Genomic DNA, 21730 nt, shown 5'->3' with positions numbered 1-21730 from the left:
ACTAGTCGTTAAACAGCATCGAGCGCGACTGGCCCATCAACAGCGGCTGGTTACGCTCGGTCACCTCGCGAATGTAATCCCATAACAGGGTAATCCGCTTGAGCTTGCGCAGGTCCTCCCGGCAGTACATCCAGAACTGCCGGGTGATATCCACTTCTTCAGGCAGCACCGGCAGCAGGTTGGGGTCCTGGGCTGCGAGAAAGCACGGCAGGATCGCCAGGCCACGACCTTGCTGCGCCGCCACATACTGCGCGATCACGCTGGTGCTGCGCAGGCTGGCATTCGCCGCAGGCAAGAGGTTCGCCAGATAGAGCAGTTCGGAGCTGAACGCCAGGTCATCCACATAACTGATGAACTGATGACGGGCCAGATCGACGGGGCGGGTAATTGGCTCGTGGCGGTCCAGGTACGCCTGGGTCGCGTACAACTGCAAGCGGTAGTCGCAGAGTTTGCAGCACACGTAGGGCCCGTGCTCGGGCCGTTCCAGTGCGATCACGATATCCGCTTCACGCTTGGAAAGGCTGATGAAGTGCGGCAGCGGCAGGATATCCACCGAGATCGCCGGGTAAGCGTCGACGAAGTGGCTAAGCTGGGGTGTGATGAAAAAGCTGCCAAAGCCTTCGGTGCAGCCCATCCGCACGTGCCCCGACAGCGCCACGCCGGACCCCGAGACTTGCTCGCAGGCCATGTGCAGGGTGCTTTCGATGGATTCGGCATAGCTCAGCAGGCGCTGGCCTTCGGCCGTCAGCACAAAGCCATTGGTGCGGGATTTTTCAAACAGCAAGGTGCCCAGCGCTTGTTCCAGCGAACTGATCCGCCGCGACACCGTGGTGTAGTCCACGCCCAGGCGCTTGGCGGCGCTGCTGGCTTTTCGGGTACGGGCGACCTCAAGAAAAAACTTCAGGTCATCCCAATTCAACGAGCCTAATGAGGTGATGTTTTTTTGCATGTTGGACCGGTTTTTATGTGCGTTCTTATTGGATCTTTGCACATCTATACTCCAAATCAGTCCCTAGCTCCAAGCGCGCTGACCTCGCTGCGGCAGCGTCGACCTCTGCACAACAATAATCAGGAGACTCTTCATGAACGCTTCCATGAACCCCGGCCAAACCAAGGTCGAGCAGGTCAAGTTACTGATCGACGGCCAATGGGTGGAGTCCAGCACCACCGAATGGCGCGATATCGTCAACCCGGCCACCCAGCAAGTGCTGGCCAAGGTGCCCTTCGCGACAAAAGAAGAAGTCGATTCCGCAGTGGCGGCTGCCCAGCGTGCATTCAAGACCTGGCGTGAGACGCCAATCGGCGCCCGCATGCGCATCATGCTCAAGTTGCAGGCCCTGATCCGCGAACATTCCCAACGCATCGCAGTGACCCTGAGTGCCGAACAAGGCAAGACCATCGCCGATGCCGAAGGTGATATCTTCCGTGGCCTGGAAGTGGTTGAGCATGCCTGCTCGATTGGTAGCCTGCAGATGGGCGAACACGCCGAAAACGTCGCCGGTGGCGTCGACACCTACACCCTGCGCCAACCCATCGGTGTTTGCGCCGGTATCACGCCATTCAACTTCCCGGCGATGATTCCGCTGTGGATGTTCCCGATGGCCATCGCCTGCGGCAACACCTTCGTGCTCAAGCCTTCTGAACAAGACCCGCTGTCGACCATGATGCTGGTCGAGCTGGCAGTGCAAGCCGGTGTTCCGGCGGGCGTGCTGAACGTGGTGCATGGCGGCAAGGACGTGGTGGATGCAATCTGCACTCATCCGGATATCAAGGCCATTTCCTTCGTGGGCTCTACTGAAGTCGGGACCCACGTCTACAATCTGGCGGGCCAGCACGGCAAGCGCGTGCAGGCGATGATGGGCGCCAAGAACCACGCCGTGGTGCTGCCGGATGCCAACCGCGTCCAGGCGCTCAACGCCCTCGTGGGAGCTGGTTTTGGTGCCGCGGGGCAACGTTGCATGGCCACCTCGGTGGTGGTACTGGTCGGCGCAGCCCGCGAATGGCTGCCGGATCTCAAGGCGCTGGCGTCGAAGCTCACGGTCAATGCCGGCAGCGAGCCAGGCACCGATGTTGGCCCGGTCATTTCCAAGCGCGCCAAGGATCGCATCCTGGGCCTGATCGAGAACGGTGTGAAAGAGGGTGCCAAGCTGGAACTGGACGGTCGTGGCGTCAAGGTGCCGGGTTTCGAGGAAGGCAACTTCGTCGGCCCGACCCTGTTTTCCGGGGTCACCACCGACATGCAGATCTACACCCAGGAAATCTTCGGCCCGGTGCTGGTGGTACTGGAAGTCGACACCCTTGACGAGGCCATCGCGCTGGTCAACCGCAACCCCTTCGGCAACGGTACGGGCCTGTTCACCCAGAGCGGCGCCGCGGCGCGCAAATTCCAGAACGAAATCGATGTCGGCCAGGTCGGGATCAATATTCCAATTCCGGTGCCGGTCCCGTTCTTCAGCTTCACCGGTTCGCGCGGCTCCAAGCTGGGCGATCTGGGTCCGTATGGCAAACAAGTGGTGCAGTTCTACACCCAGACCAAAACCGTCACCAGTCGCTGGTTTGACGATGACACGGTCAATGATGGCGTTAACACCACCATCCATCTGCGCTGAGGAGAATGATCATGCGTATTGCATTCATCGGTTTGGGCAATATGGGCGCGCCCATGGCGCGCAACCTGATCAAGGCCGGGCACCAGCTGAATCTGTTCGACCTGAACCAGGCGGTGCTGGCAGAGCTGGCGCAACTGGGTGGCAACATCAGCCATTCCCCCCGCGAAGCGGCGCAGGATTGCGAGCTGGTGATTACCATGCTGCCGGCGGCGGCGCATGTGCGCAGCGTGTATTTGAACGAGGATGGGGTGCTGGCGGGTATTCGTGCCGGAACGCCGGTAGTGGAATGCAGCACCATTGACCCGCAGACCGCTCGCGACATATCCCAGGCAGCTGCCAGGCAGGGTGTCGCGCTGGCCGACGCGCCGGTCTCCGGTGGCACCGGTGGTGCACAGGCCGGTACGCTGACGTTCATGGTCGGTGCCAGCGCCGAACTGTTCGCCACCCTGCAGCCAGTGCTGGCGCAAATGGGCCGCAACATTGTTCACTGCGGGGAAGTGGGGACCGGGCAGATCGCCAAGATCTGCAATAACCTGATCCTCGGGATTTCCATGATCGGCGTGTCCGAAGCCATGGCCCTCGGGGACGCGCTGGGCATCGACACCAAAGTGCTGGCCGGCGTCATCAACAGTTCGACCGGACGTTGCTGGAGTTCCGACACCTACAACCCATGGCCTGGCATCATCGAGACGGCGCCAGCGTCACGCGGCTATACCGGCGGTTTCGGTGCGGAGTTGATGCTCAAGGACCTGGGACTGGCCACCGAGGCCGCCAAACAGGCACATCAACCGGTGATTCTGGGTGCGGTCGCGCAGCAGTTGTATCAGGCGATGAGCTTGCGCGGGGACGGTGGCAAGGACTTCTCGGCGATTGTCGAGGGTTATCGCAAACCTTCAAACTGAATACGGCTGGACCTATTCGCGGGCAATCCGGCATTGCGGCTTGCCCGCGAAGCTTTTGGGTCAGGCGAAGACGAAATACTTGCGCACGGTTTCCACTACTTCCCAGGTGCCGCGCATCCCCGGTTCAACCACGAAGATATCCCCTGCGCGCAAATGGATCGGCTCTTGCCCGTCCGGTGTGATCACACAGTAGCCTTCCTGAAAATGGCAGTATTCCCACTTCTCGTAATTGACCCGCCATTTGCCCGGCGTGCAGATCCAGGTACCCATGATCTTGCTGCCGTCTTCGCTGGTGTAGGCGTTGAGGTTGACGGTGTGCGGGTCGCCTTCGAGCTTTTCCCATTTGCAGGCGTCCAGCACCGGCAGCGGATGCGTATCGCGAAGGACAACGATCGGTTTCGACATGACAACTCCAGGCCAATGAACAAAGAAGCCTGAACCCTAACGGTCTGACACCCTCAGGGATTGTCTGCGCTCGACCTTCCGTTATCCATCCACGCTCAGGGTCTGAATCAACCCCTGGGCAAAACCGGGGAGGGCCTTGAAGTCTTGTGCGCACAACAGCAGCTTGCGATCAGCCCAGGCCTCGCTGAGGGCCAGGCTTTTGAATGACAGCAGCGGCTGCCAGCGCTCGACGGCGGCCCTGGGTACGATACCCAGGCCAGCGCCGTGGGCGACCATGCGAATTACTCCGTCAAAGCCCTCGGCGCGCACCCGGATCTGCATCCGCCGACCCGCATGCAGCGCTTGTTCCTCAAGGTGCAGGGCCAGCGCGCTGTTGGCGCTCAGCCCGACAAAACCATAAGCCAGGGCATCGATAAATCGCAGGCTTGGGGCAAGCGCCAGCGGGTGTTCCAGCGGCATGACCAGCATCAATGGGTCGTCACGAAATGCCAGAGATTGCAGGCCTTCGCTGTCCACGGCCGTGGAGACGATGCCGATATCCGCCGCACCCTGGCGCAACGCGTGAACGATGCGCAGGCTGGTCATCTCCTGAACATCAATATCGATAGAAGGATGGCGCTGAAGAAAGCTGGCGAGCAATTCGGGCAAGTATTCAGTCAGCGCTGCGGTGTTGCACAGTAACCGGATCTGGCCCTGCACACCTTGGGCATACTGACTCAGGTCGAACTGCAGACGCTCGACCTGTTGCATCAGTACCCCCGCATGCTGCAGCAGGGCCTTGCCCGCAGGTGTCGGCTGCACGCCACGGCGGCCGCGCTCCAGCAGCGGGATACCGAGCGAGGCCTCCATCGCACGGATACGCGCGCTCGCCGAGGGCAGCGATAAATGACTGCGCTGGGCGCCCGAGGTGATATTGCCGGCGTGCACCGTGTTGACGAACAGCCGAAGGTCGATCAGGTCGAAATGCATTGCAGCCTCTGCCCATGCCGTAGGCAGGCTCAGTATATGGCAGATTTTCAAGCCGCAGCGGATGCCGCAGCATGGGCCCATGAACTCAATATTCGAGCTGTATCAGAACATTGGCTGGGCCTTGTCGGCGCTGGTCCTGGGCACCTTTCTGCTGGCCGGGATGGTCAAGGGCGTGATCGGCCTTGGGTTGCCGACGATTGCCATGGGCCTGTTGGGCCTGGCTATCGCGCCGGCGCAGGCAGCGGCGTTGCTGATTGTTCCCTCTACCTTGACCAACCTGTGGCAACTGGCGGCAGGTGGACAACTGCAGCGTTTGATCCGACGCCTGTGGCCCATGCTGCTGATGATCCTTCTCGGTACCGGCATCGGTTCGCTGTGGCTGGGCATTGCCGGTGGGCCGTGGGTGGTTCGAGCGTTGGGAGCGGCGCTGTTGCTGTATGCGTTCAGTGGCCTGTGCCTGCCGTCGTTTCGTGTGCACGCTGGGGAGGAGCGATGGCTGGGTCCGGTCTGCGGCCTGGTGACAGGGGTCATCAGCTCGGCGACCGGCGTTTTTGTGATTCCGGCCGTGCCGTACTTGCAAGCGTTGGGATTGAATCGAGATGAGCTGGTTCAGGCGCTGGGGGTGTCCTTCACCGTCTCGACCCTGGCCCTGGGCGCTGGCCTTTTATGGCAGGGCGGCCTGGGCCAGGTGGAGCTGGGGGCATCAGTGCTGGCGCTACTGCCGGCACTGCTGGGCATGTTCCTGGGCCAGTGGCTGCGCCAGCGCATCAGCGCGCCACTGTTCAAGCGCCTGTTCTTTGTCGGGCTGGCGCTGCTGGGCGCGCATCTGTTGATCAACGGCTAGTCGATGAAGCGCTGAGCATCTCAATCGGCTGAACGTCGAAGTCACGTTCCAGGAATTCCATGCGCTGCTCATGGAATCGCTGCATGTGCGGCAGGGCCACATGCAAGTCGAAGTCGGCCTTGCTGCGCCAGATTTCGAAGAACACAAACAGGCTTGGGTCTTCCCTGTCACGCAACATATGGTATTCGACGCATCCGGCCTCGGCGCGGCTCGGTTCCACGTAGCTGCGGAAAAGGGTTTCGAAGGCTTCGGCTTTTTCCGGCCGGGTCTTGGCTTTCAGGATAAATCCGTAGTGCTCGCTCATTGCAAGACTCCAGAGAAGGGATGCCTGGATTCTAAAGCAATAATCAGCGATGTATTCGTGCGCTCAAGGCAAATGTATTTTGCCCCTGAGCCAATTTTTCCGCAGCGCCTCGATCATTAAGCTGGCCGCCATTCCCATTGAACCAGTCCAGCGGCCAGCAGCCCTCGGACTGAACATGACGAGGCTCAGCATGAAAAAGGTTCTTTTGCTTAACGGTGGCAAACAGTTCGCCCACTCCGATGGCCGCTACAATGAAACACTGCACGACACCGCCCTGGCTTTTCTGGACCGCGCCGGTTTCGACGTGAAGGCCACCTTTATCGATGGCGGCTACGACATCAGCGAAGAGGTGCAGAAGTATCTCTGGGCCGACGTGGTCATCTATCAAATGCCCGGCTGGTGGATGGGCGCGCCCTGGACCGTGAAAAAGTACATCGACGAAGTCTTCACCGAAGGCCACGGCAGCCTCTACGCCAACGACGGCCGGACCCGTTCCGATGCCTCGCAGAAATACGGCAGCGGCGGCCTGGCCCACGGCAAACAGTACATGATTTCGGCGACCTGGAATGCCCCGCAGCAAGCCTTTGACGACCCGACCGACTTCTTTGAGGCCAAGGGTGCGGATGCAGTGTATTTCCCGTTCCACAAGGCCAACCAGTTCCTGGGTATGACGGCTTTGCCGACCTTTCTCAGCGTTGATGTGATGAAGCGACCTGACGTTCAGGCTGACGTGGCCCGCTACGAGCAGCACCTGGCCGAAGTGTTCGGCCTCAACGCGTGATCGCAAGGCTTTCAATTACAGTCCGCGCCGCTACTATCAACGCCTGAATCGCCAGGAAGAGAGCGCCGTGAAAGCCAGATCCGATGAATTGCAGGTATTTGTGTCGGTGATCGAGTGCGGCTCGATCAGCGCTGCCGCCGAGCAGATCGGGCAGACGCCCTCGGCGATCAGTCGGACGTTGTCGCGGCTTGAGGCCAAGCTGGATACCACGTTGATCAACCGCACCACCCGGCGGATGGACCTGACCGAGGAAGGCAAGTTCTTCCTCGGCCGGGCCAAGCAGATTCTCGAACAGATGGACGAGCTGGAAGAGCGCCTGGCACTGCGGCACCAGACCCCGTCCGGGCGCTTGCGCATCAACGCGGCCTCACCGTTTATGCTGCACGCCATCGTCCCTTACGTGGCCGAGTTTCGGCAGCTGTACCCGGACATCCTGCTGGAGCTCAACAGCAACGACCTGATCATCGATCTGCTTGAACAGAGCACCGATGTGGCAATCCGTATTGGCGTGCTGACTGATTCGACCCTGCATGCCCGTTCGCTGGGCTGCAGCCCGCTGAATATTCTAGCCAGCCCCGACTACCTGGCGCGCCATGGCACACCTCGCACGGTTCACGAGTTGGCTGACCACGTGTTGCTGGGTTTTACCCAGACCGAAAGCCTCAACCACTGGCCGTTGCGGCACGCTGAGGGCGACCGCTGGCATATTCGCCCTCAGCTGTCGGCCTCCAGTGGCGAGACCCTGCGCCAGTTGGCGATTGAAGGCGAGGGTATCGTCTGCCTGTCGGACTTCATGACCGCCCACGACATTCAGGCCGGCCGCCTGCAGCGGGTGCTGGCCGACGCCAACAGCGGTTACCGCCAGCCGATCAACGCGGTGTATTACCGCAACTCTCAGCTGGCGCTGCGCATCCAGTGCTTCCTGGATTTTATCCAGCAGAAATTGGCTGCCTACGCGGTCTGAGGGCAGGCAAGCTGCTTTTAGCTCTTAGCGCCCTCTCCCCGTTGGGGAGAGGGCTGGGGTGAGGGGACGGCAGTCACCCCATACCTCAAATCCGGAAATGGCTGACCATCATCTGCAACTGATTCCCCAGCCGCGCCAGCTCGACACTGGACGCCGCCGTCTCTTCGCTGGCAGCCGCGGTCTGTTCGGACACGTCGCGCACATTGAGAATGCTACGGCTGATTTGCTCGGCCACCGCGCTCTGTTGCTCGGCGGCTGCGGCAATCTGCTGGTTCATGGACTGGATGTTCGACACCGTGCGGGTGATGTTCTCCAGCGAGTCACCCGCCTGGCGGGTCAACTCCACGCTGCTGTCGGTCAGGCTGCGGCTGCTGAGCATGACATTGGCGACCTGTTGAGTCCCGCTCTGCAGGCCCGCCACCAGTTCCTCGATTTCCTCTGTGGATTTCTGCGTGCGCTGGGCCAGGCCGCGTACTTCATCGGCAACCACGGCGAACCCGCGCCCGGCTTCACCGGCACGCGCCGCTTCGATGGCGGCGTTGAGCGCCAGCAGGTTGGTCTGTTCGGCCACTGACTTGATCACGTCCATCACGCTGCCGATCTTCACGCTTTCCTGCTGCAGGCGGCTCATGGCATCGGTTGAACGTCGGACTTCATCAGCCAGGCGCTCAATCTGGCCGATGGCCTGGGCCAAGACCTTGTCGCCGTCACGAGCCTGGATGTCGGCATCGGTGGCAGCCTGAGAGGCCTGTTCGGCATTGCGCGCGACTTCCTGCACGGTGGCCGCCATCTCATGCATGGCCGTGGCCACCTGGTCGGTCTCGACTTTCTGGCTGTTGACGCCGGCGCTGGTTTCTTCGGTGACGGCCGACAGTTCTTCGGCGGCGCTGGCGATCTGGGTTACGCCATCGCGAATACCGCCGATCAAGTCGCGCAGGGTCGCGCCCATGCGCTGGATGCCTTGCTGCAATACGCCCAGCTCATCGCGACGGGTTACCCGGATATCCCGGGACAGATCGCCGGAGGCAATGCGCTCGACCTCCTCCAGTGTTTCGCGCAGAGGGCCGGTGATCTGGCGGGTGATGATCCAGGCGGCAAGGACGCCGAAGATCAGTGCCAGCAACGTACTGATGGTCTGCAGGGTGCGGGCCTGGGCGCTTTCGCTGTCGCGGCGGGTCAGCTGGATCTGATACAGCGCGTCGCTGCGCTTGACGATCGCGGCGCCTTGCACCGTCATTTCCTGGCGTGCGATCACGGCCTGTTGGTTAGCGTCCTTGAATGTGCGCACGGCCTGGCTGTAGCTGAGCAACGCGGCTTCGAAGCGATCGATCCGAGCCTGCTCGCCGGGCACATGGTTGTTCAACGCGCGAACATCATTGAGTGCCGCGTCGAGTTGGCGCAAGGCCGCCTGTTCACTCTGGGCGCTGACATCGGCGGTGTAGCCGCGCACCTCATAGCGCACCAGCATCAGCTGTTCCTTGGCCCGGGTAATGGCCTGATACTGCTCGAAGCGGCGGCTGTCACTTTCCGGCAGGGCCAGCACGGCCTGGCTGATTTGATCGACCAAGACGTAGGCGTCGGCGGCGTTGCGCCCCATCTCCAGGTGCGCGACCTCAGCGCTCTTGTAGGCGTTGCGCATCTTTTCCAGCGACTGGCGGTATTGTTCGATCAGCTCGCCTTCTTCCTTGAGCAGCTTGAGGTTTTCCGGGCTTTTGAAGCTGCCCACCAGCTTCTGTTGCTGCTGGCTGAAAGCGTCGAGCTGTTCCTGCACCTTGGCGCCGGCAGTGTCTTCGCCATTGGTGAGCATGTACTGAAGCCGGCTGATGCGCAGGTTGGTAAGTGCCGAGTTGAATTGGGTGATATCGCTCATCCAGTTACTGCGGTCGATCAGGCTGCCCAGGCTGGTCCAGCCAGTGAGCGCCAACAGCAGTGTGAGCAGCAGGACCAGGCCGAAGCCCAGGCCAAGTTTAAGGTTGACGCTGATATTGCCAAACCAGCCATTCATACAATCCCTCCAGGAACCTTGAGTGTCTTGATCGATGCGCTGGTGACGGTTGTTGTTCTTGGAGGCCAGCGGTGTTTCAGATTCGCTATATCGGCGGCGCGGGGCAGAGCTGAAACGCTTTTTCAGCAAATTGTCCTGCGAAGTTGTTTTGAAAGATTGTGCGGGAATGCGCTCGCTTCGACGCAGGCTTTGTCAGATCATCAGCCTTCCCTCAAAGGCTCGGAGCGCCCGATGACTGATGCACTGCTGGTTCTGGTCGAAACCATCAATGACTACTTGCCCATTCTCGATGGCTGCGGGCTTGGGCGCATCGTCGCGCCGACCCCGGCCAGCCGCGCCGAGGCCATCCAGCTGCACGGCGAACGTATTCGTGCGGTGCTGACCCGTGGCCCGCTGGGGCTGTATGCCGAGGAAATTGAGGCTCTGCCGAACCTGCAGATCATCTGTGTGATCGGCGCCGGCTACGAGCATGTTGATCTGCAGGCTGCCCGCAAGCGCGGTATCACCGTGACCAATGGTGCCGGGGTCAATGCATCGGCAGTGGCCGACCATGCCATGGCCTTGTTGCTGGCGCTGGTGCGCAATATCCCCAATGCCGATGCGGGCGTACGTCGCGGTGAGTGGAGCAAGGTCATGCGCCCGTCGCTGGCCGGCAAGCGTTTGGGCATCCTCGGTCTGGGGGCGGTCGGGCTGGCCATCGCCAAGCGTGCGGCACTCGGTTTCGATATGACCGTCAGCTACCACAATCGCCAGCCACGCAGCGATGTGTCCTACAGCTATAGCGCTTCAGCACTGGCGCTGGCGGGCGCTTCGGATTTTCTCGTGCTAGCCACTCCAGGCGGTGCTGCCACTGCGCAACTGATCGACAAGGCGGTGTTGCAAGCGCTTGGCTGCGAAGGTTTTCTGGTCAATATCGGCCGCGGCAGCGTAGTGGCGACGGCAGACCTGATCGAGGCGCTGCAGCAGCGGCAGATTGCCGGGGCTGCACTGGATGTGTTCGATGACGAGCCTTCTGTCCCCGATGAACTCAAGGCACTGAGTAACGTCGTGCTGACCCCCCACGTGGCCGGTCTGTCGCCGGAGTCGACCCGCGCAACCGTGCAAATGGTCGCTGACAATCTGGCGGCGTTTTATGCCGGAAAGCCCGTGTTGACGCCGGTGCCGATGTCTGGCTGATCGGGCGGCGTAATACGGGGTATGTCAATCGGCTCAGGAGCCAGAATATTGGCCAGTGCGCGATGCCAGCCATTGCTCACAACGCCCCAACCATTCGGGGCGTTGTGGGTATCGATTAGCGCACGGAACTCAGTCGTGCCGGCTGCGGATGATTACGCGCCATCACAATGCCGATAAAGGAAATGACGAGCGCAAGGCCAATGGTCGAGGTCACTTCGGCGCGGTGCTCGGGAGTTACCAACATCACGCCCAGCGCCGCGACGATGAAGGCGATCACTGCGTAGGTGAGCCACGGAAACAGCCACATACGCAGGGTTATTTCTACCTTCTGTCGCAGCAGCATCTTGCGCATGCGCAGCTGAGAGATCGCGATGACCAGGTACACCAGCAAGGCAATGGCGCCGGAGCTGGCCAGCAGGAATTGGAACAAGCCCGCTGGCGCGAAATGACTGACCACGGTGATGACGGCACCGATCACGGTGCTGGCGATAACTGCAGCCCGTGGGACGCCTGCCGATGAAGTCTCCTTCACCTGTATCGGAGCCTCACCTCGTCGACCCAGCGAATACAGCATGCGCGAGGAAATATAGATCGACGAATTCATGCAGCTTGCCACGGCGACCAGCACCACCACATCCACCATGAACTTGGCATGCGGGATGTTCATCAGTTCCAGGGCCCGCTGGTAGGAGCCCACCGTAGCCAGCAAAGGGTCGTTCCAGGGCACTACGGAAATGATCACGGCAATGGACAAGAGGTAAAACACGCCGATTCGCCAGATCACCGAGCGCGTGGCCTTGGCGATGTTCTTCGCCGGGCTGCTGGATTCGGCTGCAGCGATGGTCACCGCCTCAGTGCCGATAAAGCTGAACATGATGGTGATGAACGCCCCCACGACTGCCGACACGCCATTGGGCGCAAAGCCGCCGTGTTCACTCATCAGTCGGCTCAAGCCGCTGACTTCGCGGTCGGGCACCCAGCCCACCAGCACGGCCGCGCCCAGGGTGATAAAGCCGATGATCGCCACCACCTTGAACATGGCGAACCAGAACTCAAACTCACCGTACTTGGATACGCTGAACAGATTCGTCGCGGCCAGCGCAACGATCGACAGCAAGGCAAATAACCAGGTCTCAACCTGCGGGAACCAATTGTTCAACACATGGCCGGCGGCCAGCGCCTCAATGGGAATGACCAGCACCCAGAACCACCAGTACAGCCAGCCAATGGTAAAGCCCGCCCAGGGGCCGATGGCCTGGTCGAACCGGTGTCTGGGTTGGACTCGAATCCTCGGAGCCCAGGCTGATCATTGTGCTTTTTCTCTTGTGTTTGACAGGGGGACGTACTGACTGATCGTTAGGCGAACATCACTTCTTCCCGTTGAACACCTTGAAAGCGGCACACTTCACACGCTGTTGCTCTTTTCGATCAGTCATCACGACGAACGCACAGCTAAAAAAACGCCCCGCCACCTTACCTTTCAAGCACGGCGGGTCTGTTACTTGAAAACGCCGCGGCTGAAGCCATTCGCGACAGCAGGCCCGTCGGTGCATACATCGGTAGAAAACGATATGAATCGAGGGGCAAAAAAAACCGCAAGCCATAGAACATGGCATTGCGGTTTTCTTTGTACTGCTGTGAAACGAATTTGGTGGCCGGGTAATCTGAGTCAGTTCAGTAACTTATTGATTGATAACATTAATATTGGATTTGATTTTTAGTTGGAATACCAATTGGAATACTGCACTCCACTTGACCACCCGTTTGCATTCGATCTGAGCAGCACGCTTCGTAACCATGATTGGCAGTGAACTGCCCATAGCTGCCGGTGGCGACAGGCAGAAATCGGCCGATTCTGTTGAAAAAGTCGGTTGCTCCCCAAACCCGAATTGAAAACTCCAGAGACCACGCGACAGGCGTGCGAGGAAAGGTCGAGGTCTGCACCCATCCATCAGTGAAACCTAGAGTGGTTTAGTAGAAAACCTTTATAGATCATCAGCTTGTGACGAAAACGCCCTACGCTCTTCCGCGAAAATCCGTCGGTAAAGCGCTCGACAAAAAGAGCCGCAACCCCGCACAAAACGTAACTGGGACATAGCCTTAGCATTTGGGATGCGTGAGCCGACGTGGCAAAAGCATCGCGGGCAAGGACTCGGCACGCCCCCCGCTCCTACAGGGACGACGGGGCTGGAAGCCGCTCTGCAAACGTTAATTCAGGCATGGCGAAAGCTTGCGGTTGTTGATCAGTTCGCGGCTCAAGCTGCCGCACAGCTGCGGCAGCTTGTCGGTGTGTTGGGCAATCTTGAGCAGGCGTTGGGCTTCCGCGTGCCCATAGGCAATGCTGCGCCGGGCCGATTCGAGAGTGGTCTGGCGCTGGCTTTCGCTCAGATGGGGCCAGGCGCTGAAGCCGATTTCCGCCAGCTCGCGATTGACGCCGATGCGCCAGGGGCCAAGCTGAAAGGCCTGGCTCAGGGCGTGGGCAAACTCGTCATCGAACTCTTGCAGGTAGAGTTTGCTGTGGGCCAAGTGCGCCCAGGTATAGGGCCAGCTGGGGCGTGCGGCGACCGCGGCGCGGTAAGCATCGAGGGCGGCATGGCGCGAGCTTGCTGCGGTAGGGGCCGCATAGGGCTGGCGGAATTGCTGCCAGCTGTGGATACGCCCGAGGCGGTCGAGGTAATCGCCATTGGCAACCGGGTACAGACTGGTGGCTCGCTGGGCGGCATCATGGGCGATTTGCCAGGCACGGGCTTCGGGCTCGTTGCCGGCCTTTTCCCAGTCACTGATAAAGGCTTCAGCCTGGTAGCTGGCGATACCAGCCACGATCATGCAGGCCCCTGCAAATAACAGGACCAGGGCCAACGGCAACACCAGCACGGCAGACACTTTTTGTGTGATGGCGCTCACACTTTGCTCGCCTGCGGGCGAGTGCTGTTTCCGGCGGCTGAGCCGGTCGATGGATAGGCTGGGGTTCATGCGAAATGACTCTGGGCGATTTCCCAGGGGATCTGTTTGACCAGGGCTTCTGCTTTGGCATCGCCAACGATGCGAGCGGCATGTTGCATGCCCTCGCTGAGCATGGGTGGGCGATGCTGCAGGTTGTGGGCATCGGTGGCGAGTATGGTCACTACACCTTGCGCCAGCAGCTCATGGGCAACTGCTTGGGCGGCCGGGCCAAAGTGGCCCGCCACCGATGAGGCCGTGACTTGCAGTAGGCAGCCCTGCTTCAGGAACGGCTTGAGGCTGGACGGCGTGCGCATGATGCCCTTGTTGCGTTCCGGGTGGGCGATCATCGGCACGATGTTGCGTTGCAGCAGCCAGGCGATCAGACGTTCGGCGCCGAAGGGCACTTCACCATGGGGGAACTCGAGCAGCAGCACCTTCTTGCCCCGCCATTCGCCCAAGAAAGGAATAGCTCCCTGGCCAATGCCGACCATCAACTCCACGCCAAAGCGCACTTCCGCTGCAGCAGAAACCTGCAGAGAGATGTTTGCCCCTTGCAAGGCAGCGACAAACAAAGCCAACGCCGCCTGGATACTGGCGGGGCTGTTGTCGTAGCGGCCGGGGTGGATGTGCGGTGTGCAGACCAGGTGGGTGATGCCGTCCTGAACGGCCATGCGCGCCAGTGCCAGCGAGGCGTCGAGGTCAGGCGCACCGTCATCGATGCCGGGGAGCAGGTGGTTGTGCAAGTCGATCATGGTTGCTATTGAAACCCTTGGTTGTCTCGCGCCAGGGTGGCGTTTCTATAGGGTGGTGCGGGTTGCTTGTGTAGCGCGGGCCTTTCGGCCCGTTCTGTAGTTTGGCGCTAAGCCTGCGAAGCCCAACATGCAGGCCGAAGGGCTGCCAATATGCCCATGCCCGGCGCCTTCCTCGTCGTTCCCGCAAAAGCGGGAACCCAGGTGCCACGCTGCTTCTGGATCCCCGCCTACGCGGGGATGACGACTAATTCAGAGTTTTCCCAGGGCAGGCTGTCACTCAGGCTTTCTTGGCGTCGCTGTAGCCGTAGTAGTCGTAATAACCGCCGTAGGTATAGCCATACTTCTTGGCTTTCTTGATATCGACCTGGTTGAGCACGATGCCGTTGATTGGCGCATTGTTCTGCAGCAACTGGCCGACGCCCTTCTCCACCAACGGGATGTGCGTGGAGTCTGACTTGATCACGTAGATCAGCGAGTTGGCAAAGGTCGACAGAACTACCGCGTCGCTCACCGCTTGGGTCGGCGGCGAGTCGATGATGATGCGCTGGTATTGGCTCTTGAGCACTTCGATGGCCTTGGCGAAGCGTGGCGACGAGAGCAGTTCCAGCGGGTTTGGCGGCACGGTGCCGGCGCTGATCATGTCAATGCCGTCGACATGCTTGATGCATTCCTCCAGCGTGGCGGTGCCGGCGATCAGGTTGGCCAGGCCGGGAGTACCAACCGGGAACTCGAAGCTCTTGGCCAGGGTCGGGCGGCGCAGGTCGGCATCGATCAGCAACACTTTTTCCATCTGGCCGAGGGCGAAGGCCAGGTTGACCGAGACGGTACTCTTGCCTTCGCCGGGGATGGAGGAGGTGATGACCATGACCTTGTGCGGGTGGTCGATGCCGGAGAGTACAACGCCCGTGCGAATGGTGCGGATCGACTCGGAGAAGCGCTTGTCCTTGTCGGTGGTGAACAGCCGCGCGAGGTCGCTGCGCTCCTGGCTCTTCATCAACGGCAGGATGCCAAGCACCGGAATGTTCAGGCGGCCTTCAACCTGCTCGGTGCTCTTGAAGGTGTTGTTCAGCATGTCCAGCAGCAGGGCCAGGCCCACACCGATGAAGCCGGCCAGCAGGGCGGCGATGGCGACGATCAGCGATTTCTTCGGCTTGATTGGTTCAGACGGCACTACGGCCTGATCCACCACCCGGGCATTGGCGCTGTCCAGGTCGGAGGTGGCGGCGGTTTCCTTCAGTCGGGTCATGAAGGTGTCGTAGAGCGCGCGATTGCCATCCACCTCACGCTGCAGTTCACGCAGCTTGAACTCCTTGCGCGAGATGTTTTGGATCTGCGACTTGTTGGCGTTGAACGAGGCCTGCAGGGAATTTTCGTTGGCGGCGGCCAGCTGATAGTTGCGCTCGATACCGGCGACCACCTGCTCGACCTGACCGCGCAGGCTGGCAGAGGCGGCGTTCAGATCGGAGCGGGCGGCATCCATGGCCGGGTGGTGCGCACCATAGCGGCGCGACAACTCTTCGAACTTGGCCTTGGCCTTGGCTTCTTCCGCCTTGAACTGCTGGATCAGCGGATGACCCAGCACAGCCGGAACGCTGGCCAGACGTTCCCAGCCACCGCCGCGCATGGCCTGGACCTGGCGGTACTGGCTTTCGGCTTCGGCGCGCTGGCGGCGCGCATCGATCATGCGCTCGCCGGTGAGGGACAGCTCGGCGGCGCTGATGGTGCCTACGCCATCCACATCGACCAGGCCTTCAGTTTCGCGATAGGCCTGCAGGCGGTCTTCTGCATCTTTCAATTTGGTGCGCAGCTCGCCCAGGCGGCTATTCATCCAGTGGGTGGCGGTCATGGACATGTTCATGGTCGATTCCAGCTGGCTTTCGATGAAGCCGTTGGCCAGGGCATTGGCGGCGAGCGCAGCCGTGCGCGCATCGGCCATGTCCACCATCACCTTGACCAGCTGGCTCTTGCCTTGCGGCTCAATGCTGATGCGCTCCATCAAGTCCTTGGTGACTGTATCGAAGATTTCCGCTTCGGTGAGGTCGATCCCCTCCTCCAAGTCACCGGGCAGGGTTGCCGGCACGATCTTGTTGAAGTCGAAGTTGGCCAGCAGGCCGCCGATGTCGATCAGCGGTTCGGGCTGCTGCCGCGGATCGAACTCGGGGTGGGTGGTCAGGTTCAGCTGACGCACCACGCGCTCGGCGAGGGAGCGCGACTTCAGCAGTCCGAACTGGGTTTGCAGGTATTCGCTGCCCGTCCCTTCGAGGCCGTAGACCTGCTCGATAGACACCACCTTGGCGGCTTTCTCCTCGATCATCAGGGTGGCTACGGCGCGGTAGATGGGCGTGATGGTGAAAACCGCGAGAATCGCGACCATGCTGACGACCAGCACCAGGGTGAGGATGCTCCACTTGCGCAGCCAGATGGTCTGCCACAGCTTGAGCAGGTCGATCTCGTCGTCGCCCTCATCCTGGCGCTGGGCGATCAGATTGCGCTCGATGATATGAGTGTTACTTTCCATGCTTGGGAAAACTCTGAAAAAGTTGAGGGCGCTCAGGGATGGGGGCAGGCCGCGCCATGCGACCTGTGCCCAGGCTCGCCGGGAGGACGGCTTGATGCTTAGAAGAAACCCTGGTCGATGGTGATGGTGTCGCCGGGCATGACCTGGGTGTCGAGGGTGGCTGCCTCTGGGGTACGGCTGTCATCGTGGTCGCGGATGATGGTGATCTGGCCCTCCGAGGCGCGCTCGGTAAGGCCGCCGGCCAGGGCAACGGCACGCCGCAGCGTCAGGCCAGGCTGAAACGGGAAGCCGCCAGGTTTTTGCACCTCGCCGCTGATGAAGAATTCGCGGTACTGCAGGACGCTGACCGATACGCGTGGGTCGACCAAATAGTCGCCCTTGAGCTTGTCGATGATCATCTGTTCGATCTCGGCAGCGGTTTTACCTTTGGCCTGGACTTCACCGATGAAGGGGTAGGAGAAGGTGCCGGCATCGGTAAGGCGGAGCGCTTCGAAGCTGAGATCCTGTTCGCCGAAGACATTGATGCGGATGACATCACCCGAAGCCAGTTTGTATTTGGAGTTGCCCTCTGCCTGCACGACGCTGCTGTTGATCAGCAGCATGCCAAGGATCAGGTTGAAAAAAATGCGAATGACCATGTGGCTCGGTTGCTCCTGAATATCTCGGGGTAACAAGAGGGCGAAGCCCCCCTATTTTCTACAGACGCAAGGTTACAGGCTGGCTGTGAGGCTGAGCGTGTAGATGTTGCGTTCGAAGCTTTCGTTAGGTGCGCTGGAGTCGTTTTCGGAATACTTGTAACCGACACCCACATCCAGCCAGCGGCGCATTTCATAGGTCAGACCGAGGCCGAAAGTATCGATCTTGTCGTCGCGCTTGATGTCCTGGTATTCCTTGTCACTGTAGGTGTAGCTGAAGTCGGAGCTCAGGCGGTCGAGCCACTCGTGCTTCCAGCTCAGAGTGGTGCTCTGGGACTCGATGGCGGAGGCGTTATCCTGACCTTCGTCGAGCCCGCGGCGCGTCTTCAGGTTGAAGGTCGAGTAGGTGCGTGGCTTCCAGCTGACACCCACTTCCCACATGCCGCCGCTCTTGTCGTCGATACTGGAGTCGTCGAAACGCTTCTTCTCGCCACCGATCTTGACGGTACCGCTGGTCTTGGCGGTTGCATCCAAAGTCAGACCGCCGAGCAGGGCGACGTTGTTGCTGTTGAGGCGGTCGTTGGAGACGTAGTCATACTCGGTGTGCCGAGCTTCAACCAGGGCGCGGGTCTTGGGAGCCACGCGGTAGTAGAAAGTGCTGCTAAGCGCGGTGGTGTCGCGCTCTTTGTCGGCATTGAGGTGGTTGCCGTTCTGGTATCGCAACTCCTGATATTTAGCGCCGAAATCGACCTGGGTACGGGCGCTCTCGGCGCCATAGGTGTACACGCCACCAAGGTTGCTGGTGCTGTACTTGTCGTTTTCGATGTTCTGGTCTTCCGAGGTCGTCTCTTCAACCTTGTGATAGCCGGTGTTCAGCTTCAGACGGTTGCGCGCATCGAATTCAAACCCGGCATCTGCAGTCAGATGGTGATCGGTGTTGTCGTCTGTGTGGCTCGAATGAAAGATGTCGCTGTTGGCCAGGTAGGTCAGCGCGTACGCGCTCTTGCGGCCCTCGGCACCGAGTACGAAGGTCGGGGTGATGCCGGTAATCCAGGAGGATTCCTCGCTGTCTTCCACGGCCCGGAAGTTGTCGTCGTACCTTTCACTCACTTTCAGGGTGGGGGTGAAGGTCAGGCCATCGGACAGCTTGACGCTTTGCGGCTCAATGGCCCAGGCATTGATACAGAGCACAGCCGAAACGGCGGCAGCCGGTGAAGTTGCGTTGAATTTCTTGCTCATGCGAGAACCCGGTATTCCTTGATTTTGCCGGTGGAAAACGCAAAAAAATGCCGGCGCACGGGGCACCAGCATTGGTGTTGATTCAGCTGAAGGTCAGCCGATTAGTTAGGGCTGGCAGGAGTGGCAGGAGTGGCAGGAGTGGCAGGAGTGGCAGGACCGCCAGGACCGCCAGGAGTGGCAGGAGTGGCAGGAGTGGCGGGAGTGGCAGGAGTGGCACCATGCCCTTTGCCGGAGTTGGTAGCAGCCGGAGCATTGGCGTTGCCGGCTACCTTGGAGTCCCGAGTGGCTTGGTCCGCGAAGGCCTGACCAGAGGCCAATGCTACCGCCAGGGAAAGGCTGAAAAGAGTTTTACGCATATCGAACGTCCTCGTTAGATGTTGCATGGAGTCTGCTCCTCTTCTGCTGAGAGTAGTGGGCAGTTTTGGGTGTTGTAAAAGTTGCTATTCATGCCCTGCCACTGACTGCATCCACTGCGCAACTGCAGAAGCCCCCCTGGATTCCGCGCGCACAGCGCTACGTAACCCTGACGACTTGAGGCCCGCAGTGGCTGGCGTAGTGGGCGGTATCGAGGGAGAGGTCATGAAATTTGACAGGTTAATCCATTATTACCCGGCATCTTGCCTTGCTGACTCCTGGGGTAACTTCTACAACTTTCGCCTTGCCAGAGTAAAGGTCCAGGCTCCAGAAACGCTACCGCCCCTTCACTGCGCAGCACGCTGTGAAGAAGGCAAGTTGAGCTAAAGAGTAAATGGCAAGGCCCCAGGCTTGTACGCAACCTTTCGGGCGCTATCTTATACCCGCCACCCGATCCATTTCGTGCGCGACTATACATCGTTGGTAGATTGACGCCAAGGGAACGACACCCCTCAGACTTTGTTTTAGCGTGCTGTTCAGGTAGGTGACTTGGCCAGCCGCTTACATCAAAGCGACAACCCCGCCAAACCATGGTTATCAGCGGCAGAAGTCCCTACAATCACGGCCTTTGAATCCGCCTCGTGCGCTTTGTCTACTTGCCAGAAACCTAACGGATCAGCCCTACCCATGCCCCAACTCGCCAACCACCTCGAACGGTTCCTGCTTGCCGCAATTCTCTTCGTTTTGGTATGGCTGCCGCTGCCGCTAGGCAGTAATCGCGAATGGGCAGTTGGACTGTTCGCCCTGCTGATGGGCGGCCTGGGCGGCGTCTGGGCGATTGGCCAGCTGCGCGGCGGGGCAGCGCAAGGCAGCCGGAACAAGACACTTAGAGCCGCCCTGCCCCTGCTTGCACTGCTCCTGCTCAGCCAAGCCTGGGTCGCAGTGCAATGGCTAGCCGGGCTGAGCGTGGATAACGGGGCGACCTTGCAGTACCTGGTGCTCGGCCTGGCCTACTGCCTGCTGTTCCTGCTGGTGGTCAGCCTGTTCCATACCCGCAAACGTCTGAGTCTGCTGCTTGGCACACTGGTGGTCAGTGGCACCCTGCAGGCTTTCTTTGGCGCGTTCATGACCCTGTCCGGCGTGGAATGGCTACTGGCAGGTCCTAAAACCAGTTACGTCGGAGATGCCACGGGCACCTTCGTCAACCGTAACCACCTGGCGGGCTACCTGGAAATGACGCTGGCCTGCGGCATCGGTCTGCTGCTTGCCTTGCGTGATGGCCGCCCCTTCAGTTGGGTCAACTTCCTGGAGCTGCTGATGGGCCCCAAGGCGCGCTTGCGTCTGGCGTTAGTGGTGATGGTCATCGCGCTGGTCATGACCCACTCGCGGATGGGCAACAGCGCATTCTTCGCCAGTCTGCTGCTAGTGGGCGGTTTGTTTGTACTGCTGGAGAAGGAGCACCGTCTGCGCAACAGCCTGATCATCGCCAGCATCATCCTTATCGATGTATTGGTGATCAGCCAGTACTTCGGCCTGGAAAAGCTCAAAGACCGCGTGCTCAACACCCGCCTGAACGACGTGGTAGTCAATGGCGAAGTTGTCCAGCAGGCCAACGAAATCCGCGATGACGTCTTCAGCTACGCCATACCGCTGCTGCAGGAGCGGCCACTGGTAGGGCAAGGCGCAGGCAGCTTCGAAGCGGTATTCCCCAAATACCCTGGCGAGGACATCCGACTGCACTTTGACCATGCGCACAATGACTACCTTCAATTCGCTATCGAGTTCGGTCTATTGGGCAGCCTACCGCTGGCGGTCTTCATCCTGCTGGCCTTGTGGTATGCCCTCAGGGCGCAATGGCGGCGCGAATCGGTGTACCGCAGCGGGGTGGGCTTCGGCGCAGGCATGGGCATCATCGCCCTGCTGATCCACTCCAGCACCGACTTCAACCTGCAGATCCCGGCCAACGCGGCAACCCTGGTTGTGCTCTGTGCGATAGCCGTGCTCGCCGGCAGTCACAGCAACCCACGCCAGCGCAAAGAGCGAGCATAACAATGCGATCCATAAACCCCACCTTCTATGAGATGGGCTTTCTGTTTACCGTGGCATCTCTGGCGTGCAGTTCCACGGGCAACAGGGCTTCGTAGTCTTCTACCGAAGTGGCCAGCGGCAGGCGCTCAAGTGCGTGGCGCAGCCACGCATAAGGCTCTTGGCCGTTGGCTTTGGCTGTTTCCACCAGGCTATAAAGTTGAGCACTGGCCCAGAGACAGCTCGGGATAGGTGCCGAGTGCCATGTTGATTCGGTTCTTCCTTGATTTTGCTGGACTTAAGGC

The 21730-nt window shown here is 60.3% G+C and carries 17 protein-coding genes and 2 pseudogenes; 7 read left to right on the top strand and 12 right to left on the bottom strand.

Annotation, left to right across the window (positions count from 1 at the left end; translation table 11 throughout):
• Position 1: 1 nt before the first annotated feature.
• A complete protein-coding gene (locus GUY40_RS16675; RefSeq protein WP_166570008.1) occupies positions 2 to 949 on the bottom strand; it encodes a LysR family transcriptional regulator in 948 nt (315 codons plus the stop codon).
• A gap of 133 nt (positions 950 to 1082) precedes the next feature.
• On the opposite strand from GUY40_RS16675, the gene GUY40_RS16670 reads away from it, so the two are divergent.
• Positions 1083 to 2609 (top strand): CoA-acylating methylmalonate-semialdehyde dehydrogenase, encoded by a 1527-nt coding sequence (locus tag GUY40_RS16670; protein ID WP_166570007.1) that lies wholly within the window; start codon positions 1083 to 1085, stop codon positions 2607 to 2609.
• 11 nt (positions 2610 to 2620) lie between these two features.
• Positions 2621 to 3511 (top strand): 3-hydroxyisobutyrate dehydrogenase, encoded by an 891-nt coding sequence (mmsB, locus tag GUY40_RS16665; RefSeq protein WP_166570006.1) that lies wholly within the window; start codon positions 2621 to 2623, stop codon positions 3509 to 3511.
• Positions 3512 to 3571: 60 nt separating this feature from the next.
• Here the strand turns inward: mmsB and GUY40_RS16660 are convergent, their stop codons facing one another.
• Positions 3572 to 3916 (bottom strand): cupin domain-containing protein, encoded by a 345-nt coding sequence (locus tag GUY40_RS16660; protein ID WP_166570005.1) that lies wholly within the window; start codon positions 3914 to 3916, stop codon positions 3572 to 3574.
• An 81-nt stretch (positions 3917 to 3997) separates the two neighbouring features.
• Positions 3998 to 4885, bottom strand: a complete 888-nt coding sequence (locus GUY40_RS16655) for a LysR substrate-binding domain-containing protein (RefSeq protein ID WP_166570004.1) — start codon at positions 4883 to 4885, stop codon at positions 3998 to 4000.
• A 79-nt stretch (positions 4886 to 4964) separates the two neighbouring features.
• Here GUY40_RS16655 and GUY40_RS16650 point away from each other — a divergent pair, with 79 nt between their 5' ends.
• Positions 4965 to 5729 carry a sulfite exporter TauE/SafE family protein gene (locus GUY40_RS16650; RefSeq protein WP_166570003.1) on the top strand — a complete coding sequence of 255 codons (765 nt, stop codon included), beginning with the start codon at positions 4965 to 4967 and terminating at the stop codon, positions 5727 to 5729.
• Here the strand turns inward: GUY40_RS16650 and GUY40_RS16645 are convergent.
• Positions 5719 to 6033 carry a putative quinol monooxygenase gene (locus GUY40_RS16645; protein WP_166570002.1) on the bottom strand — a complete coding sequence of 105 codons (315 nt, stop codon included), beginning with the start codon at positions 6031 to 6033 and terminating at the stop codon, positions 5719 to 5721. The genes GUY40_RS16650 and GUY40_RS16645 overlap by 11 nt on opposite strands.
• A 190-nt stretch (positions 6034 to 6223) precedes the next feature.
• Here GUY40_RS16645 and GUY40_RS16640 point away from each other — a divergent pair, with 190 nt between their 5' ends.
• Together GUY40_RS16640 and GUY40_RS16635 are read left to right on the top strand one after the other, a co-directional pair.
• Positions 6224 to 6814 (top strand): NAD(P)H-dependent oxidoreductase, encoded by a 591-nt coding sequence (locus tag GUY40_RS16640; protein WP_166570001.1) that lies wholly within the window; start codon positions 6224 to 6226, stop codon positions 6812 to 6814.
• A gap of 67 nt (positions 6815 to 6881) precedes the next feature.
• Positions 6882 to 7778 (top strand): LysR family transcriptional regulator, encoded by an 897-nt coding sequence (locus tag GUY40_RS16635; RefSeq protein ID WP_166570000.1) that lies wholly within the window; start codon positions 6882 to 6884, stop codon positions 7776 to 7778.
• An 85-nt stretch (positions 7779 to 7863) separates the two neighbouring features.
• Here GUY40_RS16635 and GUY40_RS16630 read toward each other — a convergent pair whose 3' ends face one another.
• The gene (locus GUY40_RS16630; RefSeq protein WP_166569999.1) at positions 7864 to 9783 is read right to left on the bottom strand and encodes a methyl-accepting chemotaxis protein; all 1920 of its coding nucleotides are present in this window, start codon (positions 9781 to 9783) and stop codon (positions 7864 to 7866) included.
• A 231-nt stretch (positions 9784 to 10014) separates the two neighbouring features.
• On the opposite strand from GUY40_RS16630, the gene GUY40_RS16625 reads away from it, so the two are divergent.
• Complete coding sequence (locus GUY40_RS16625) at positions 10015 to 10959, top strand: 2-hydroxyacid dehydrogenase (RefSeq protein ID WP_166569998.1); 945 nt, start codon at positions 10015 to 10017, stop codon at positions 10957 to 10959.
• A gap of 115 nt (positions 10960 to 11074) precedes the next feature.
• Here GUY40_RS16625 and GUY40_RS16620 read toward each other — a convergent pair.
• The 6 genes and pseudogenes from GUY40_RS16620 to GUY40_RS16595 form a co-directional block, all read right to left on the bottom strand.
• Positions 11075 to 12220 (bottom strand): annotated as a pseudogene (locus GUY40_RS16620) (amino acid permease); the annotation flags it as partial.
• Between the two features lie 947 nt (positions 12221 to 13167).
• The gene (locus GUY40_RS16615) at positions 13168 to 13932 is read right to left on the bottom strand and encodes a hypothetical protein (RefSeq protein ID WP_166569997.1); all 765 of its coding nucleotides are present in this window, start codon (positions 13930 to 13932) and stop codon (positions 13168 to 13170) included.
• Positions 13929 to 14654 carry a tyrosine-protein phosphatase gene (locus GUY40_RS16610; protein WP_166569996.1) on the bottom strand — a complete coding sequence of 242 codons (726 nt, stop codon included), beginning with the start codon at positions 14652 to 14654 and terminating at the stop codon, positions 13929 to 13931. The genes GUY40_RS16615 and GUY40_RS16610 overlap by 4 nt, the downstream gene beginning before the upstream one ends.
• Before the next feature lie 277 nt (positions 14655 to 14931).
• Complete coding sequence (locus GUY40_RS16605; protein WP_166569995.1) at positions 14932 to 17172, bottom strand: polysaccharide biosynthesis tyrosine autokinase; 2241 nt, start codon at positions 17170 to 17172, stop codon at positions 14932 to 14934.
• A 98-nt stretch (positions 17173 to 17270) separates the two neighbouring features.
• Complete coding sequence (locus GUY40_RS16600; RefSeq protein ID WP_166569994.1) at positions 17271 to 17810, bottom strand: polysaccharide biosynthesis/export family protein; 540 nt, start codon at positions 17808 to 17810, stop codon at positions 17271 to 17273.
• A 72-nt stretch (positions 17811 to 17882) separates the two neighbouring features.
• Positions 17883 to 19046 carry an outer membrane beta-barrel protein gene (locus tag GUY40_RS16595; RefSeq protein ID WP_166569993.1) on the bottom strand — a complete coding sequence of 388 codons (1164 nt, stop codon included), beginning with the start codon at positions 19044 to 19046 and terminating at the stop codon, positions 17883 to 17885.
• A gap of 1041 nt (positions 19047 to 20087) precedes the next feature.
• On the opposite strand from GUY40_RS16595, the gene GUY40_RS16590 reads away from it, so the two are divergent.
• Complete coding sequence (locus GUY40_RS16590) at positions 20088 to 21449, top strand: O-antigen ligase (protein ID WP_166569992.1); 1362 nt, start codon at positions 20088 to 20090, stop codon at positions 21447 to 21449.
• A gap of 45 nt (positions 21450 to 21494) precedes the next feature.
• On the opposite strand, the pseudogene GUY40_RS16585 reads toward GUY40_RS16590, so the two are convergent.
• Positions 21495 to 21663, bottom strand: a pseudogene (locus tag GUY40_RS16585) (transposase domain-containing protein); the annotation flags it as partial.
• Positions 21664 to 21730 lie beyond the last annotated feature (67 nt).

The sequence above is a fragment of the Pseudomonas sp. R5(2019) genome (assembly GCF_009905435.1).
Classification (GTDB): Bacteria; Pseudomonadota; Gammaproteobacteria; order Pseudomonadales; family Pseudomonadaceae; genus Aquipseudomonas.
This window is presented reverse-complemented; position numbering and strand designations above follow the sequence as displayed.

Excerpts from the sequence above, each read along its gene's own strand:
- GUY40_RS16675 (WP_166570008.1), bottom strand. The coding sequence starts at position 949 with ATGCAAAAAAACATCACCTCATTAGGCTCGTTGAATTGGGATGACCTG.
- GUY40_RS16670 (WP_166570007.1), top strand. The coding sequence starts at position 1,083 with ATGAACGCTTCCATGAACCCCGGCCAAACCAAGGTCGAGCAGGTCAAG.
- mmsB (WP_166570006.1), top strand. The coding sequence starts at position 2,621 with ATGCGTATTGCATTCATCGGTTTGGGCAATATGGGCGCGCCCATGGCG.
- GUY40_RS16660 (WP_166570005.1), bottom strand. The coding sequence starts at position 3,916 with ATGTCGAAACCGATCGTTGTCCTTCGCGATACGCATCCGCTGCCGGTG.
- GUY40_RS16655 (WP_166570004.1), bottom strand. The coding sequence starts at position 4,885 with ATGCATTTCGACCTGATCGACCTTCGGCTGTTCGTCAACACGGTGCAC.
- GUY40_RS16650 (WP_166570003.1), top strand. The coding sequence starts at position 4,965 with ATGAACTCAATATTCGAGCTGTATCAGAACATTGGCTGGGCCTTGTCG.
- GUY40_RS16645 (WP_166570002.1), bottom strand. The coding sequence starts at position 6,033 with ATGAGCGAGCACTACGGATTTATCCTGAAAGCCAAGACCCGGCCGGAA.
- GUY40_RS16640 (WP_166570001.1), top strand. The coding sequence starts at position 6,224 with ATGAAAAAGGTTCTTTTGCTTAACGGTGGCAAACAGTTCGCCCACTCC.
- GUY40_RS16630 (WP_166569999.1), bottom strand. The coding sequence starts at position 9,783 with ATGAATGGCTGGTTTGGCAATATCAGCGTCAACCTTAAACTTGGCCTG.
- GUY40_RS16625 (WP_166569998.1), top strand. The coding sequence starts at position 10,015 with ATGACTGATGCACTGCTGGTTCTGGTCGAAACCATCAATGACTACTTG.
- GUY40_RS16615 (WP_166569997.1), bottom strand. The coding sequence starts at position 13,932 with ATGAACCCCAGCCTATCCATCGACCGGCTCAGCCGCCGGAAACAGCAC.
- GUY40_RS16610 (WP_166569996.1), bottom strand. The coding sequence starts at position 14,654 with ATGATCGACTTGCACAACCACCTGCTCCCCGGCATCGATGACGGTGCG.
- GUY40_RS16605 (WP_166569995.1), bottom strand. The coding sequence starts at position 17,172 with ATGGAAAGTAACACTCATATCATCGAGCGCAATCTGATCGCCCAGCGC.
- GUY40_RS16600 (WP_166569994.1), bottom strand. The coding sequence starts at position 17,810 with ATGGTCATTCGCATTTTTTTCAACCTGATCCTTGGCATGCTGCTGATC.
- GUY40_RS16595 (WP_166569993.1), bottom strand. The coding sequence starts at position 19,046 with ATGAGCAAGAAATTCAACGCAACTTCACCGGCTGCCGCCGTTTCGGCT.
- GUY40_RS16590 (WP_166569992.1), top strand. The coding sequence starts at position 20,088 with ATGCCCCAACTCGCCAACCACCTCGAACGGTTCCTGCTTGCCGCAATT.